We start from the raw sequence: 15,826 nt of genomic DNA on the forward strand, positions 1-15,826 counted from the left end.
GCAATAGCGCGGTGGTCCCACCTGACCCCATGCCGAACTCAGAAGTGAAACGCCGTAGCGCCGATGGTAGTGTGGGGTCTCCCCATGCGAGAGTAGGACACTGCCAGGCATCAAATAAAACAACAAGCCTCATGCGAAAGCATGGGGCTTTTTGTTTTGTCTGTTATCTGGCGTTCTGCACGAGCATGGGCATGCGAAAGGCCCGTCGGGAACGGGCCTTAACGCCGCTCGCGGCGGCCCCGGAGGGGAGAGTCTCAGGATGAGACGAATTGTGTAGGACAAATCCGCCGGGAGCGGATTTGAACGTTGCGAAGCAACGGCCCGAAGGGGGGCGGGCAGGACGCCCGCCATAAACTGCCAGGCATCAAATTAAGCCGAAAGCCCTGAACTGACGTTCAGGGCTTTTTGCTATGCGTAAAACGGAAAAAAGCGCAGCTATGCTGCGCTGTTTCTCCGACAAAACAGCCAGAGAAAAGGCCCCGAAGGGCCTTTGATTAGGGTGTGTTTGCTTTTTTCACTTATTATTCGGTCAATGCGAGCTGCCCTGAGAGATGCCCAACCCGGTTTGCGAACGGACAAACTGAGCCCGGAAGCGTTCCCGCTCTTGCTGCCCGGCCAGCGAGCTATCGGTGATCGAGAATAGCCAGGTACCGACAAAGGCGACAATCATCGAGAACAGCGCCGGATATTCATAAGGGTAAATCGGTTTTTCATGGCCGAGGATCTGCACCCAGATCGTCGGGCCGAGGATCATCAGAATCACTGCCGTCAACAGGCCCAGCCAGCCGCCAATCATCGCGCCGCGAGTGGTCAAACGTGACCAGTACATCGACAGGATGATGATAGGGAAGTTACAGCTGGCGGCGATGGAGAACGCCAACCCGACCATAAAGGCGATGTTCTGCTTCTCGAACAAGATCCCCAGGGCAATGGCGACAATGCCTAGCACCACAACGGTGATCTTGGATACTCTCAGTTCGTCGCGCTCGGTCGCCTTGCCGTTTTTCATCACGCTGGCGTACAGGTCATGGGAAACGGCCGAGGCGCCGGCCAGCGTCAGGCCTGCAACGACCGCCAGAATGGTGGCGAAGGCCACCGCCGAGATAAAGCCGAGGAAGAAGTTGCCGCCAACGGCATTGGCCAGGTGTACCGCCGCCATGTTGGTGCCGCCCAGCAGCGCGCCGGTGGCGTCTTTGAAGGCCGGATTGGCGCTGACCAGCAAGATGGCGCCGAAGCCGATGATAAAGGTCAGGATATAGAAATAACCGATAAAACCGGTGGCGTAGAACACGCTCTTGCGCGCTTCCTTGGCGTCACTCACGGTGAAGAAGCGCATCAGGATGTGCGGCAGACCGGCGGTGCCGAACATCAGCGCCAGGCCGAGCGACAGCGCGGAAACCGGATCGGACACCAGGCCGCCTGGGCTCATGATGGCGATGCCTTTCGGATGCACCTTCACCGCTTCGGCGAACAGGGTGTTGAAGTCGAAGTTAACCGACTTCATCACCATCAGCGCCATAAAGCTGGCGCCGGACAGCAGCAGCACCGCCTTGATGATTTGCACCCAGGTGGTGGCCAGCATGCCGCCGAACAGCACGTACAGCACCATCAGGATACCGACCAGGATCACCGCCACGTGGTAGTTGAGCCCGAACAGCAGCTGGATCAGCTTGCCGGCGCCGACCATCTGCGCGATCAGATACAGCGCCACCACCACCAAAGAGCCGCAGGCCGACAGGGTACGGATCGGTTTCTGTTTTAGGCGGTAAGAGGCGACATCGGCAAAGGTATAGCGGCCGAGGTTGCGCAGGCGCTCCGCGATCAGGAACAGAATGATCGGCCAGCCGATGAGGAAGCCGATGGAATAGATCAGGCCGTCATAGCCCGAGGTGTAGACCAGGGCGGAGATGCCGAGAAACGAGGCGGCAGACATGAAGTCGCCGGCGATCGCCAGCCCGTTTTGCAGGCCGGTGATGCGCCCGCCCGCGGTGTAGTAATCCTGACGGGAACGGGTGCGTTTGGACGCCCAATAGGTGATGTAGAGCGTGGCGCCGACAAACAGGATAAACATCACGATCGCCTGGATGTTCAGCGGCTGACGATGCACTTCGCCGCCGATGGCTTCGGCGCAGGCCAGACCGGGCAGCAACAGCAGCGCGGTGGCAGAGAATAAGCGCTTCATTGTTTCACCTCACGCAGAATTTCTGCGGTGAGGCGATCGAACTCGCCGTTGGCGCGAAACACGTAGATCCCGGTCAAGACGAAAGAGATCACGATCAGCCCGACGCCGACCGGGATCCCGCGGGTGATGGTCGATCCGGCGGCGATCGGCGTGCCGAGCCATTGCGGATCGAAGGCGATCAACAGAATAAAGCCGACGTACAGCGCCAGCGTAATCAGCGAAAGCAGCCAGGCGAACCGGCCGCGTTTTCTCACCAGCTCTTTAAAGCGCGGGTTTTCTTCAATCCCTTGATAAATGGTGTCATTCATCAGAGTGTCTCCAGTCGGTATTGAGAGATTACGCCGCGCCAGGGCCGCTCAACGGCGCGTTATCCGAATGAACGGCCTGAAGCGGCGTAAATTATGACGGCACTTTCATTGATTGTTTTTCTTCCAACAGCTTGTCGACTACGGCCGGATCCGCCAGCGTGGAGGTGTCCCCCAGGTTGCTGGTGTCGCCGGCGGCAATTTTGCGCAGGATACGCCGCATGATCTTGCCGGAGCGCGTCTTGGGCAGCGAATCTGTCCAGTGCAGCACGTCCGGCGTGGCGATCGGCCCTATCTCTTTGCGCACCCAGTTGCGCACTTCGGTATAGAGCTCCGGCGTCGGTTCTTCGCCGTGGTTCAGCGTGATGTAGGCGTAGATCGCCTGGCCTTTGATGTTATGAGGAATGCCGACCACCGCCGCTTCGGCGATTTTCGGGTGCGATACCAGCGCAGACTCGATCTCGGCGGTGCCCAGACGGTGGCCGGAGACGTTCAGCACGTCGTCGACGCGGCCGGTGATCCAGTAGTAACCGTCCTCGTCGCGACGGGCGCCGTCACCGCTGAAGTACATACCTTTGAAGGTCGAGAAGTAGGTTTGCTCGAAGCGGTCATGATCGCCGAACAGGGTGCGTGCCTGGCCCGGCCAGGAGTCGACGATCACCAGGTTGCCTTCGCAGGCGCCTTCCTGCGGTGTGCCGACGTTATCGACCAGCGCCGGCTGTACGCCGAAGAACGGCCGCGTGGCGGAACCGGCCTTCAGCTCGGTGGCGCCCGGCAGCGGGGTAATCATGAAGCCGCCGGTTTCGGTTTGCCACCAGGTGTCGACGATCGGGCACTTTGCGTTGCCTATCTTGTTGTAGTACCACTCCCAGGCTTCCGGGTTGATCGGCTCGCCGACCGAGCCCATGATGCGCAGCGAATCGCGTCGGGTGCCTTCGATCGCCTTGTCGCCTTCGGCCATCAGGGCGCGAATGGCGGTTGGTGCGGTATACAGAATGTTGACCTGGTGCTTGTCGATCACCTGCGACAGGCGATTGACGCCCGGATAGTTAGGCACGCCTTCGAACATCAGCGTGGTGGCGCCGCAGGCCAGCGGGCCGTACAGCAGATAGCTGTGGCCGGTAACCCAGCCCACGTCGGCGGTGCACCAGTAAATGTCGCCGTCGTGGTAGTCAAACACATATTTAAAGGTCATCGCGGCGTACACCAGGTAGCCGCCTGTGGTGTGCAGCACGCCTTTCGGTTTGCCGGTCGAGCCTGAGGTGTACAGGATAAACAGCGGATCTTCGGCGTTCACTTCTTCCGGCGGGCAGTCGGCGGAGACGCCCTGGATCAGCTCATGCCACCACAGATCGCGCCCTTCCTGCCAGTAGCCCGGTTTCCCGGTGCGTTGGAACACCACCACGTTGGTGACGCTGACCACGCTGGGATTTTTCAGCGCATCATCGACGTTCTTTTTCAGCGGCACGGCGCGGCCGGCGCGCAGGCCTTCATCGGCGGTGATCACCAGCTTGGCGTTGGAGTCGATAATGCGCCCGGCGACCGCTTCCGGCGAGAAGCCGCCGAAGATCACCGAATGTACGGCGCCGATGCGCGCACAGGCCAGCATCGCGACCGCCGCTTCCGGCACCATCGGCATATAGATAGCCACCACGTCGCCCTTTTTCACGCCGAGCTTTTTCAGCACGTTGGCGAACTGGCAGACGTCATGGTGCAACTGTTTGTAAGTCACTTTTTTGGATTGGGTCGGGTCATCGCCTTCCCAGATAATGGCGGTTTGGTCGCCGCGCTCGGCCAAATGGCGATCCAGACAGTTGGCCGCCAGGTTCAACGTGCCGTCTTCAAACCAGCGAATGCTGACGTGGCCCGGATCGAACGAGGTATTTTTAACTTTGGTATAGGGTTTGATCCAATCCAGGATTTTGCCATGCTCACCCCAGAAAGCCTCTGGGTCTTGAACCGACTGTTGATAATACTCTTGGTATTGTGCCGGATTAATCAGGGCGCGTTCTGCAATTGCAGAAGGAATAGCGTGTTTATGCAGTTGGCTCATAGCTTTTCTCCTTGAAGTTGTTAATGATATGTCAACTGAAGGTTAAGTATAGTTTGCTACGATTCTTTGTTTCTTTTTTGCGCGGCAGATCACGCAACAAAGATATTGATTTGTAATCGTTCTGTCGCATTTGCAGGGCATATCTATCTCTTTGGTGCTTAAATCCCCATAAACCCGCATTTTTAACCAAAAACACTTATATAAAGAACAAAAAAGAATAAACAAAGACGGGGGGGAACTGTCTCGATATTAATAGATACGCGCAGGGTCATAATTATTTCTCGCTATAAATCTTTTTGGATTATTTTTCGCTATTAATATTCGAAGTTGGTATTAACACCATATAACGATGGACGACATATCGTGAAATAACGTTTTATTAACCTTAATTCCTGATGAAAGGTCGGATGATACCTTATGGCATTCGCTCTGCAATATCGTTCGTTTTTTAATCTGAATATAAAGTGGCGCTGCATTTATGGCCGAAAGTGTCACTCGGTCAATTCTCATTTGTTTGACTTTTAAGTAACAAAATATAAACATTTTATGCGGATTAAATATGCAGAATGGGTGAAAAATAACGCATTTTAATGGCGTTCAAAAAATCGTCTCCGGCGTGCTTATGTGCTTCATTGTATGAAAAATTATGTTTTTAATAACAAGCAATTATGCTGTTTGAAATAGTAACGCGAAATTTTTGTTATTCGATTCAGCGCTCAACCCTGACAAATCAAGGCTTGCAGAGCATGCCGCCCGGATGATACAGATTTATACTGCGTCGCACCCAGGGCAGGTGAACGCTTCCACTGAATTAACATAAGCCTGTAATAAATGATTAAGTATTCTTTTCGCCGTGTTGCGACTTTGTACGGCGAAAAGGGTCTTTGAGGACTTTTTGGGTATGAAAAGTGTAAAAATTAGCCTGGCTTGGCAAATCCTGATCGCGTTGGTGCTGGGTATTATTGTTGGCGCGGTATTGCACAACCAGACCGAATCTCGTGAGTGGCTGGTGAGTAATATTCTCAGCCCGGCGGGCGATATCTTTATTCGTCTGATCAAGATGATTGTGGTGCCGATCGTTATTTCCACGCTGATTGTCGGTATTGCCGGCGTGGGCGATGCGAAAAAGCTGGGCCGCATCGGATTGAAAACCATTATCTACTTCGAAGTGATCACCACCGTTGCCATCGTGGTGGGGTTGACGTTGGCCAACGTATTCCAACCCGGCCACGGCATCGATATGTCGACGCTGACCACGGTGGACATTTCGCAGTATGAGAAAACCACCGAACAGGTGCAAAGCGGTTCGCACAGCCTGGTGGCGACCATTCTGTCGCTGATCCCGTCGAACGTCTTCTCGTCGATGGCCAAGGGCGACATGTTGCCGATTATCTTCTTCTCGGTGCTGTTCGGTCTGGGGCTGTCGTCGTTGCCGAAAGAGACTAAAGAGCCGCTGCTGAAGGTGTTCAAGGCGGTGTCCGAAAGCATGTTCAAAGTCACCCACATGATCATGCGCTATGCGCCGATCGGGGTGTTTGGCCTGATTGCGGTCACGGTAGCCAACTTCGGTTTCGCTTCGCTGCTGCCGCTGGCCAAGCTGGTGGTGCTGGTGTACTTCGCCATCGCGTTCTTCGCCCTGGTGGTGCTGGGGGCGGTCGCCCGGCTGTGCAACCTGCGCATCTGGACGCTGATCCGCATCCTGAAAGACGAACTGATCCTGGCTTATTCCACCGCCAGCTCGGAAACGGTGCTGCCGCGCATCATCGAAAAGATGGAGGCTTACGGCGCGCCCAAGTCGATCACCAGCTTCGTGGTGCCGACCGGCTACTCCTTTAACCTGGATGGCTCGACGCTGTACCAGAGCATCGCCGCCATCTTTATCGCCCAGCTGTACGGCATCGAGCTGTCGTTGGGGCAGGAGATCGTGCTGGTGCTGACGCTGATGGTCACCTCGAAAGGGATCGCCGGCGTGCCGGGCGTCTCGTTCGTGGTGCTGCTGGCCACGCTGGGCAGCGTCGGCATTCCGCTGGAAGGCCTGGCGTTCATCGCCGGCGTGGACCGTATCCTGGATATGGCGCGCACCGCGCTGAACGTCGTGGGTAACGCGTTGGCGGTATTGGTGATCGCCAAATGGGAGCACCAGTTCGATCGCAAGAAGGCGCTGGCCTACGAAACGGAGTTTCTGGCGCAGAAGGTGAAGCCGGCCAATCAGGCCTAATCGCCGAGTCTCGCCGATGTTAAAAACGCCCCGGGCAGTTGTGCCGGGCGTTTTGTTTTTATGGCCCTTCAACCTGCCGCTTTCTTTTCTTTGCCCTACTGCGCGACTTGCATCCCCGCTTAACAGAATCTAAAGTGTTACCAAATTAATAGAAATGATAATAGATGTTATTATCATTTTCATTTGATGATGTATGGAGACACGCAAAAGCCGTTGAACGGCGGGGTTACGCCCGTTCGGCGTCTTTATTCGGGCTTATCAAAGGTAGGTAACATGTCGGACACCGCTTTGGCCTCTGAATGGTTGCCGCTGGCGCCAGCGCAGCTTGATTTCTGGGAAGAACACACCTTGCACCCCGGGCAGACCCTGTCCACCGTCGCACACTGCACCGAACTGTGCGGCGCGGTAGAGGAAGAGACGCTCTGCCGGGCGATCGCCACTACCCTCGCCGAGACGCAGGCGTTTGCCCTGCGCTTTGGTGAGCGGCGTGGCGACGCTCCTCCGCCGTTACGGCACGATCCACAGTGCATACCGCCATTACAACGCATCGATCTGCAAACGCACGGCGATCCCTGGCAGGCGGCGCAAAGCCTGATGCGCGAAGATATCGCGCAGCGCCGGGCGCTGCACAGCGAGCCGCTAGCCGCCGCCTGGCTGCTCAAGCTGGGGCCGGAGCGCTACCTCTGGTACGTGCGTGCGCACCATATTCTGGTTGATGGCTTCGGCATGGCCTTGATTGAACACCGTTGCGCCGCGTTATATGCGCACTATCTGGGTGAAGGCAGCGCGGGTATTCCCCTGGGCGCCTTTGACGCCTTTCAACAGGCCGAGCTGGCCTACGCTGATTCTGAGCGATGCGAGCGCGATCGGCGCTTTTGGCAGAGCTATCTGCCGCCGTCGCAGGCGCTGCCGACGGTGCGCAAAGGCGGCAGGGAGTATGGCGTACGGCGTCTAAGCACCCACCACCGGCTGCCGGCGGCGGTATCGCAACGGCTGGCACAGCTGGCGGAACGCAGCGGCATAAATTGGCCCGACTTGCTGGTGGCGCTGTCGGCGGCCTGGCTGTTTCAGGTGATGCCGCGCGACACCCGACAAGGCGATACGCTGCCGATGTGGATGCCGGCGATGAATCGCCGCGGGCAGGCTGCCACCAACGTGCCTTCGCTGGCGGTCAACACGCTGCCGCTGCTGGTGTCGTCACCCCCGTCGGCGACGCTGGGAGATTTTCTGATGACGATGGCGCAGCAACTGCGGGAGCTGCGCAGCCACGCCGGCTACCGCCTGCGTCAACTGGCCGCCGATCGCGGCGTGGAGCCAGGCTCGCGCTTCTTTATTTCTCCTTTCATCAACGTGCAACCCTTCGATGCGCCCCGGTTTACCGGCTGCAGCGGCACCCGCCGCGTATTGGCCGGCGGTTCGGGCGACGGTTTTAATCTGACTTATCGCGGCCGCACCGACGCCCGCGATCTGCAGGTCGATATCGATATTTATCTGGAACAGTTCCCGACGGAGGATGTGCTGGACTATGGCGAGGCGCTGCAAGAGTTTCTGTTGCGCGCGCTGCAGCGGGAAGCCTGGGAACAACCGCTGGCGGTTCTGACGGCGTTGCCTGCCTGATAAAGTGCGGGCGGGGGATGTCCCCGCCCGAGTTTTATGGCATCAGTTGGCCAGCAATGCCGCCACTTCGCGCGCGTTCTTGCATGGCAGGAGCGAACTGCTTACCAGCCGGGTGCCGAAAGCGTCATTGAGGCGCTCCGCCACCTGTTTGATATGCGGCAACTTCAGCCCCATGGTGATAAACGCCGTCTCTTCCCCCCATTCCGGGCGTGGCGTTACGCCGATCGCCTGCCAGTAAATAGTCAGGATCTCTGCGCTGCGCGCCAAAGGCGCGTTCGGCGGCGGCGCCGCACAGGCGTTCAGCGCCGGCGCGGTTTGCTGGTGGCTCAGATCGGCGCGGATGCGATGGCGGTCGGTTTTGCCGTTGGCGGACAGCGGCAGCGCCTCGGCATGGATAAAGCGCGTGGGAATATGGGTGCAGGGCAGATAGCCGGTGGCGAAGGCGCGGATCTCGGACAGCGGCAGCGGTTTGCCGTCGCGGGTCAGATACAGGGCGCCGAGCGCCGCTTCTTTGTTCTCTCCGCTGGGATAGTCCACCACCACCATATCCAGGATCGCCGGATGGCGGCGCAGCACATCTTCGATTTCCGGCAACGAGACGCGCACGCCGCGGATCTTCACATAGCCGTTCACCCGGGTGGCGAACATGATGTTGCCGTCCGCACGGTAGTAGCCCTGATCGCCGGTGCGAAAAGCGCGCAGCGGTTGCCCGTCCGGCCCTTCGAGGGTGACGAAGTCATGTTGCTTCAGCTCCCCCTGCTCCAGATAGCCCAACGCCAGGTTGACCCCGGCGGTATGAATGCGGCCGACCACGCCGGCCGGGCAGTGGCTGCCGTCGTCATGGCAGATGAAGTAGCGGTTGGCCGGCAGCGGGCGGCCGTAAGGCACGGTGCCGCTCTCCTGCGGGGCGATCGGGTGCCAGATGCTCCAGATGGTGGTTTCGGTCGGCCCGCCGAGCGAGAACAGCGCGAGATCCGGGCGCAGGGTGCGCAGGGTTTGCACCGTCGCCGGCTTGATGTAGTCGCCGCCTTGCGCCACCAGGCGCAGCGAACGCAGGCTGTCGGCCGTTTTGCAGGTGAGCAGCATCTCCAGAATGGCGGGCACCGAACACCACAGGGTGACCCGGTGCTTTTCCACCAGCTGGTTCCAGCTGATGGCGTCCTTTTCCTGATGCGGCGCCGGCAGTACCAGCGTGGCGCCGGCGCACAGCGAACCGAACAGATCGAACATCGACATGTCATGGTGCGGCGGCGTGACGGAAATGAAGACGTCGTCGGCAGTGACCGCCCAGCGTTGCTGAGTCTGGTGGACGACGTTGGCGGTGGCGCGGTTGTTGAGCACCACGCATTTGGGTTTACCGGTGGTGCCGGAGGTATACAGGTAGTAGCTCGCGGCCTGGCTGGTGCTGCGTTCCGCCAACGTCTGTGCATCCGGCAGCGCAGGCGCGCGATCCGTCGGCGCCAGCAGGGCCGCCGGCGTTACGCCGATCGGCGTCTCCAGATCGCCGCCGTGCACCACCAGCGTCGGTCGGCAGTTTTCCAGCAGGTAGGCGGTGCGTTCCGGCGGCGAGTTGATATCGACAGGTACCCAGATCACGCCCTGCAGGGCGCAGGCGAGGCTGAAGATGATCTGTTCCGGGCTGCGCGGTAGATACAGCGCCACCACGTTGCCCGGCTGCACGCCGCGGCTCTGCAGGTTGGCGATCGCCGTGGCGATCCGCTGGCCCAGTTCGCAGTAGGTCAGCGTCTGTTCGCCGCAGATCAGCGCGTTGCCGCCGTTTTGTACGCCAAACAGCCGCTCGGCCAGCTGCGCCAAATAAGGATAAGGTGCGTAATTCGCTTCGCTGTCGTTGTGGCGGTAATGCGCCAGATCGATGAAGTCCCGCGGCGCGATCGCCAGGTCGGCCCGTTGGCAGCTGTGCAGGATGCGTCGCTGCAGTGCCGCCAGCATGGCTTCTACCTGCTCGCCGTGCAGCGCCTGCTCGGCGTAGTCCACGCACAGCTGCAGGTTTTTTTCGCTGTCCAGCGTCAGGCGAATGTCGATGGCGACCTGCGGCGTTTGGGTCAGGCCGTCGTGGAAGCGCACCGGCGCCTCGGCCGGCAGCGTTTCCCAGCCCAGGCAGTTGGTCAGGATCACCGGCAGCGCCGGGCCGCCCTGGCTTTGGCCGAGCAACTGCCGCGCCAGATCGACGCCGGAAAACGTCAGGTGGTCGAGCGCGCCGAGCACGTCGTCCTGTAAGGCTTGCGCGCGTTGGATAAAGTCTTCGCCGTGGCGGGAATAGCGCACCGCCACGAAGCTGGAGGCGTTGCCCAGAGCGCCGTCGGCGGCGGGGAACGCTACCGGCACGCCGACGCACAGCTCGCCGTCGGTGGTCCAGTGGGCCAGCGTATCGAGGATCAGCGCCGACAGCAGGCTGTTGCGCAGCAGCGCATGCGGCGATCCCAGACGGCCAAGCCGTTTTATCGTATCGCGCGGCAGCGTCAGGCTGGCGCGGCGATAGCGCGATGAGGTGAGATTGGCGAGCGGGGCGCGCCACGGCAACGCCGACGGCGTGGTGACATCCTGCAGCTTTTCGCGCCAGTAGGCGGCGTCGGCCTGGCGCTGCGCCGCCGATGCGGTGGGGAGCGGCAGCGCGGCGGCGGTCGGCGTCAGAGGGCGATCGTCGAACAGGCGCGCGATCACGGTGGAGATCCCTTGGCCGTCGAGGATCAAGGCATCGAAACTGGTAAAGATCAGCGTATCGTACGGCGATCCCGTCGGATCCTGCTGTTCGGCAAGTTGGATCACGGCGATGCACCACAGCGGTTGGCTCGGATCGTGGCGCTGGTGGGAGTAACGCTCGCGCAGTTGTTCGACCTGGCGCTGCGCCGCTTCGCCATCAAGGGCGCGCAGATCGTGACGATCCAGATGCAGCGTCACCTCCGGGCGTACGTGCTGCGTGCCGCGCTGCACATCGATGCAGGTGCGCAACGCCGGGTAGTGCTGTACCAGCTCGGTCAGGCGCGCTTCAAAGCGCGGCATATCCGGCTGCCGGGCGCGGTATTCGCGAAAGTCGTGCATCGCCACGCCGCCGAGCGGCCATCGATCGCTGCGGCCCAGAAGATAGGCCTGCTGCAGTGCGGTTAATGCTGTCTCCATGGTACTTCCCTATAGTCGCTAACCGATTAAAACGAGCCGGGCGCCGCGCGCCCGGAAACCGATCTCAGTGCTGCGGCGCCAGCGCGGCGAGCAGCGTTTTCGCATGCTTTCCTGCCTCGGGCGAGCGTTGGCAGATCAGCGCCGCCAGCGCCGCAGGGGAGGAATGCGCCGCCAGATCCTGCGCCGTCAGCGCCGCCGCCAGATACTTGTTGAGCACCGTCAGCAGCGCGTTCACCCCGGCATCCGGCAAGGCCAACCGGCGGATATCGTCGTGGTCGCGCAAGCCGGCCCCGGGGGCCACCCGCGCCAGCAGCCGATGCAGCACCTGGCGCACCGGCGCCTGCTGCGCCAGCGCGTCGGGCGTGCATTGCGCCAACAGCTGCGACAGCGGGCGATCGAACGCCTCCGTTTGCCGCGCGGCCAAGTGCAGCAGCGCCCGGTAACAGGCCAGCAGGCGTGGCAGCACCTGCTCGGGGAACGCATCCAGCCGCACGTCCCAGTTGATCAGAATGCCATCGTCGACGTGGGCGACCTGCGCATCCAGCGCCACCTGCGGCCCCTGAGAGATGACCCAGCCGAGATGGCCGAAGGTGTCGGTGACCCGTTCGGAAAACAGCGTCTTGCCGCGGATGCCGAAACCGGCGGTAAACACCACCGGCGAAGGCTGCAGGCTGCCGTGCAGGCGCGACAGATCGCGCATCACGCTGACGCCGGGGTAATCCGCATGCTCGATCAGCTCCGCCAGCTGCGTCATCAGGCGCCGGCAGAAGGCGCTCAGATTTTCCGTCGGGTTCAGCTCCACGCCGAGCAGCACCAGGTTAGAGAAATCGCCGATGAGGCGATGCGCGTCCTCCCGTTCGCTCTCGCGGTGGAACAGCGGCACGTTGAGCCGGAAACGCGTCATATTCCAACCCTGGCCGACGGCCAGGGCGAACAGTGCGAGAAACAGCGTCGAGAGCGAGGTGTGGTGCCGTTTGGCGGCGCTCTCCAGCGCGCGGCTTTCTTCCGCATTCAGCTGTATGGCCAGGCGATCGCTGCGGCAGCGGTCCGGCGTGCGCAGCAGGCGCGGCGCCGGTGGCACCTGCGCCAGGCGCTCACGCCACCAACGCTGGCCGCGTTCGCGCCGCTGGCGCAGCGCCTCGTCGGCGTCGCGCCGTTCGAGGTGGTCGAAGTAGGCCGGCGGCACGTCATGGGGGGGCGCCGGTGGGCACTGGTGATAAAACGCCGTCAGATCTTCCATCAACAGGCGAAAGCTCATGGCATCGCCGGCGATCATATCGAGATCGACATGCAGGCGGCTGCGCCCTTCCGGCAACAGGCTCAGGCTGATATCGCAGGGCACACCCTGCTCCAGCGGCAGCAGTTGGGTGCTTTTCGCCTGGCGTTTGGCGGCGAGCGCGGCCGCCAGCGTCGCTTCATCGGCATGTTGCCAGTCGTCGATATGCAAGGTGTGCCGGGGGCCGGGAGGCGCGATCGTCTGCCGGCCATCATCGGTAATGCGCAGGCGCAACAGCGGATGATGCAGGTACAGCGCATCAACGGCCTGGCGTAGTCGGACGAGATCCAGCTCGCCGCCGTCGAATTCCGCATACAGGTGGGCGGCCATGCCGCCGAGGGGAGGAGCGGACTGTCGGCCTACCCAATAGGCGGCCTGCATCGTGGTCAAAGCTTTCATCGGGTATCCATTTTGATTCAGCCAACGAGACTGCAAGAATATATCCAAATGTTAATAGGAATGAAAATTATTATTATTTAATCCATTTGGCGCGAAGGTGCTATTTATAAGGGGTTTTAGCGATGCCGGGCAGGTAGGGCTTTGGAGGTGAATAATTTATCTATATTATTCTTAGCATTGAAATGATTGCTTGTTATTGCAGCGCTTGTTTTACCTGCAAAAATATAAGGCTTTCTGGCTGTTTCCGTGCTCGGCTCCTCATCTTTGTTGATAATGATTTGCATTAGAAAATGCAAAATATTATCATTCTTAACACTCTTTTACGTTTTTATACAAGCTGCCGGCCGCTTCGCCGGCGGCTTGGCCGTGGACGGGGCCGCGCTCGTTTGGCCGCGAAAAACATGGGTTTGCCGCAGGGATAAGCAACAGCAAGGCCGGGAAGGCCGCAGCGTCATGGTCTGTGTGAGTGTCGATGTAGGTTGTGTAAAAAAAATCAAATTTTGTGCACCTCTGGGATGAAAGGAGAAGACATCTATGGGCAAGCATTTTGCGGCTCAACGGCATGAAAGCGTAGGAAACGGGGAAAAAGCGGGGATGAAAGCCATTGGGGCGTTTTCCTCCGTATTTTTAGGGGTTTGTTCACTGGCGATCGGTAACGTCAACGCGGCGGAAACGAAGAGCAACGAAACCTACCAGGACGCGGAAACGCTGCTGGTTACCGGTGAGAAGGTCAAACGTTCTATTTTCGACACCAGTTCCAGCGTGCAGGTGTTCGACAGCAACCGCATTGCATCGATGCCCGACGCAGTGCAGATCCCCGATCTGCTGCGCATGACCCCCAACGTGGTGGATCTGGGCATCGGCAACGAACTTCCGACCGTGCGCGGTATCGACGGTTCCGGTCCGAACGTCGGCGCCAACGCTTTCCTCAGCGGCACCCGCCCGCGCCTCAACCTGTCGTTGGACGGCCGTTCGCTGACCTATAACGAACAGGCGTTCGGCCCGCAGTCGCTGTGGGATCTGGATCGCGTCGAAGTGTTCCTCGGCCCGCAAAGCTACATTCAGGGGCGCAACGCCATCGCCGGCGCCATCGTCATGGCCAGTAAAGATCCGACCTTCGAGTGGGAAAGCGCCTTCAAGGGCGGCGCCGGCAACCAACACTCTTCGCAACTGGCCGCCATGGCGTCCGGCCCGCTGGTGGAAGATCAGCTGGCGTTCCGCGTCAGCGTCGATCGCCAGCGCCGCCGCAGCGAGGCCGATCTGCCGGCCTATGCGCCGGTGGGCGATCCGCGAGAAGTGGAAGCCACCACCGCCCGCGCCAAGCTGTTGTTCAATCCGGCCGGCTTGCGCGACCTGACTACCAAACTGACCTTTAACCATTTCGGCAGCACCGCACCACAGAACGAAAGCCTCAACCCGCAGCCGCACCCAACCAATCCGCGCCACGATCCGCGCCGCGCCGTGTTCAAAAGCAACATGAACAGCACCATCTGGGATCTGGCCTGGGAGGCCTCCGATGCGCTGACGTTGGAAAACCGCGTTATCTATACCGATTTCAACATCAACCGTCCTACCGCTTACAACATCCAATACGCCGAGATTGACGGCCAGGAAGTTCACGTAGAGCCGGTGGTGCGCTTCGGCGGCGCGGACAGCCGCCTGCACGGGCTGGCTGGGCTGCGTTATTTCCACGGTACGCAGGATGAGTTCGTCAACATCTTCGGCGGATCGACCTTCAAGGATAAAACCGATACCCATTCGGCGTTCGCTGAGCTGACCTATGCGCTGACGCCGCAGGTGGACGTGACCGCCGCCAGCCGTCTGGAACGCGAACACCGCCGCCGCGACGGCGGCAGTCAGGCGGTGCGTATCGACTTCGATGAAACCTACACCGTGTTCCTGCCGAAGCTGGACGTGGCCTGGAAACCGACGGATACCCAAACCTACGGCGCCAAGATCGCGCGCGGCTATAACGCCGGCGGCGGCGGCATCACGATCGGCACGCCGGTGGTCAGCTATACCTACGGTTCCGAGTATGTGTGGAACTATGAGCTGTACACCCGCCATCACCTGAAAGACGCCAACGTGGTGCTGACGGGTAACATCTTCTACAACGATTACAAAGACATGCAGCTGCCGTACTCGTTGGGTGAGAACTCCAGCGTGATCCGCAACGCCGACAAGGTGGAAACCTACGGCGCGGAAATCGGCGCCACCTGGCAGCCGCGTTGGGACTTTGAACTGTTCGGCAACCTCGGCCTGCTGAAAACCGACATCAAGAAATTCTCGGGCAGCGGCGTGGAAGGGCATGAGCTGGCGCGCGCACCGGCTTACACCGCCAATATGGGCGCCAAATATCAGTTCCTGAAAGGGTGGGAGCTGAGCAGCAACGTGGCGTTCTCGGACTCCTATTACTCGGCGTATGACAACGATTCGCGCGGGCGTATCGGCTCCTATTGGACGGCCAACGCCCAGCTGGCTTACACCTTCGACTACGGCCGCGCCACGCTGTATGCGAAAAACCTGTTTGATTCCGACCGCCGCGAGATGGTCAGAAGTAATGACATCTACACGGCGACCCTGCAGCGAGGCCGCCTGGTCGGCGCGGCGGTTGAGCTGAATTTCTAACGCTATCGTG

General features: G+C 60.1%; 8 protein-coding genes and 1 rRNA gene. 4 read left to right on the plus strand and 5 right to left on the minus strand.

Annotated features, from left to right (window positions below; all coding sequences use genetic code 11):
• Positions 1-109: ribosomal RNA gene (gene rrf / locus ACJ8MK_RS18875) — 5S ribosomal RNA — on the plus strand; the annotation flags it as partial.
• A 420-nt stretch (positions 110-529) separates the two neighbouring features.
• Here the strand turns inward: rrf and actP are convergent.
• The 3 genes from actP to acs all read right to left on the minus strand — a co-directional run bounded on the left by actP (position 530) and on the right by acs (position 4,540).
• Positions 530-2,182 (minus strand): cation/acetate symporter ActP, encoded by a 1,653-nt coding sequence (actP, locus tag ACJ8MK_RS18880; RefSeq protein WP_041037522.1) that lies wholly within the window; start codon positions 2,180-2,182, stop codon positions 530-532.
• Positions 2,179-2,490 (minus strand): DUF485 domain-containing protein, encoded by a 312-nt coding sequence (locus tag ACJ8MK_RS18885; RefSeq protein WP_004930047.1) that lies wholly within the window; start codon positions 2,488-2,490, stop codon positions 2,179-2,181. Before ACJ8MK_RS18885 ends, actP begins: the two co-directional genes overlap by 4 nt.
• Positions 2,491-2,581: 91 nt before the next feature.
• Positions 2,582-4,540, minus strand: a complete 1,959-nt coding sequence (gene acs, locus ACJ8MK_RS18890; protein WP_033649947.1) for an acetate--CoA ligase — start codon at positions 4,538-4,540, stop codon at positions 2,582-2,584.
• A gap of 901 nt (positions 4,541-5,441) precedes the next feature.
• On the opposite strand from acs, the gene gltP reads away from it, so the two are divergent.
• Both gltP and ACJ8MK_RS18900 read left to right on the plus strand, forming a co-directional pair.
• Entirely contained in the window at positions 5,442-6,758 is a 1,317-nt protein-coding gene (gene gltP / locus ACJ8MK_RS18895) for a glutamate/aspartate:proton symporter GltP (protein WP_015376334.1), read from the plus strand.
• A gap of 273 nt (positions 6,759-7,031) precedes the next feature.
• Complete coding sequence (locus tag ACJ8MK_RS18900) at positions 7,032-8,375, plus strand: condensation domain-containing protein (protein WP_334283076.1); 1,344 nt, start codon at positions 7,032-7,034, stop codon at positions 8,373-8,375.
• Between the two features lie 42 nt (positions 8,376-8,417).
• Here the strand turns inward: ACJ8MK_RS18900 and ACJ8MK_RS18905 are convergent, their stop codons facing one another.
• Entirely contained in the window at positions 8,418-11,513 is a 3,096-nt protein-coding gene (locus ACJ8MK_RS18905) for an amino acid adenylation domain-containing protein (RefSeq protein WP_334283075.1), read from the minus strand.
• Between the two features lie 64 nt (positions 11,514-11,577).
• Positions 11,578-13,188, minus strand: coding sequence for a condensation domain-containing protein (locus ACJ8MK_RS18910; protein ID WP_334283074.1), 1,611 nt, complete (start codon positions 13,186-13,188; stop codon positions 11,578-11,580).
• A gap of 534 nt (positions 13,189-13,722) precedes the next feature.
• Here ACJ8MK_RS18910 and ACJ8MK_RS18915 point away from each other — a divergent pair.
• Positions 13,723-15,816: a TonB-dependent receptor gene (locus tag ACJ8MK_RS18915; protein ID WP_033636744.1), complete on the plus strand. Its 2,094-nt coding sequence runs from the start codon at positions 13,723-13,725 to the stop codon at positions 15,814-15,816.
• The last annotated feature ends 10 nt before the right edge of the window (positions 15,817-15,826 follow it).

The organism is Serratia sp. CY38905, from assembly GCF_052168875.1.
Taxonomy (GTDB): Bacteria; Pseudomonadota; Gammaproteobacteria; order Enterobacterales; family Enterobacteriaceae; genus Serratia; species Serratia sarumanii.

Bases quoted from the DNA above. Each gene is read 5' to 3' on its own strand.
- actP (WP_041037522.1), bottom strand. From the start codon at position 2,182: ATGAAGCGCTTATTCTCTGCCACCGCGCTGCTGTTGCTGCCCGGTCTG.
- ACJ8MK_RS18885 (WP_004930047.1), bottom strand. From the start codon at position 2,490: ATGAATGACACCATTTATCAAGGGATTGAAGAAAACCCGCGCTTTAAA.
- acs (WP_033649947.1), bottom strand. From the start codon at position 4,540: ATGAGCCAACTGCATAAACACGCTATTCCTTCTGCAATTGCAGAACGC.
- gltP (WP_015376334.1), top strand. From the start codon at position 5,442: ATGAAAAGTGTAAAAATTAGCCTGGCTTGGCAAATCCTGATCGCGTTG.
- ACJ8MK_RS18900 (WP_334283076.1), top strand. From the start codon at position 7,032: ATGTCGGACACCGCTTTGGCCTCTGAATGGTTGCCGCTGGCGCCAGCG.
- ACJ8MK_RS18905 (WP_334283075.1), bottom strand. From the start codon at position 11,513: ATGGAGACAGCATTAACCGCACTGCAGCAGGCCTATCTTCTGGGCCGC.
- ACJ8MK_RS18910 (WP_334283074.1), bottom strand. From the start codon at position 13,188: ATGAAAGCTTTGACCACGATGCAGGCCGCCTATTGGGTAGGCCGACAG.
- ACJ8MK_RS18915 (WP_033636744.1), top strand. From the start codon at position 13,723: ATGGGCAAGCATTTTGCGGCTCAACGGCATGAAAGCGTAGGAAACGGG.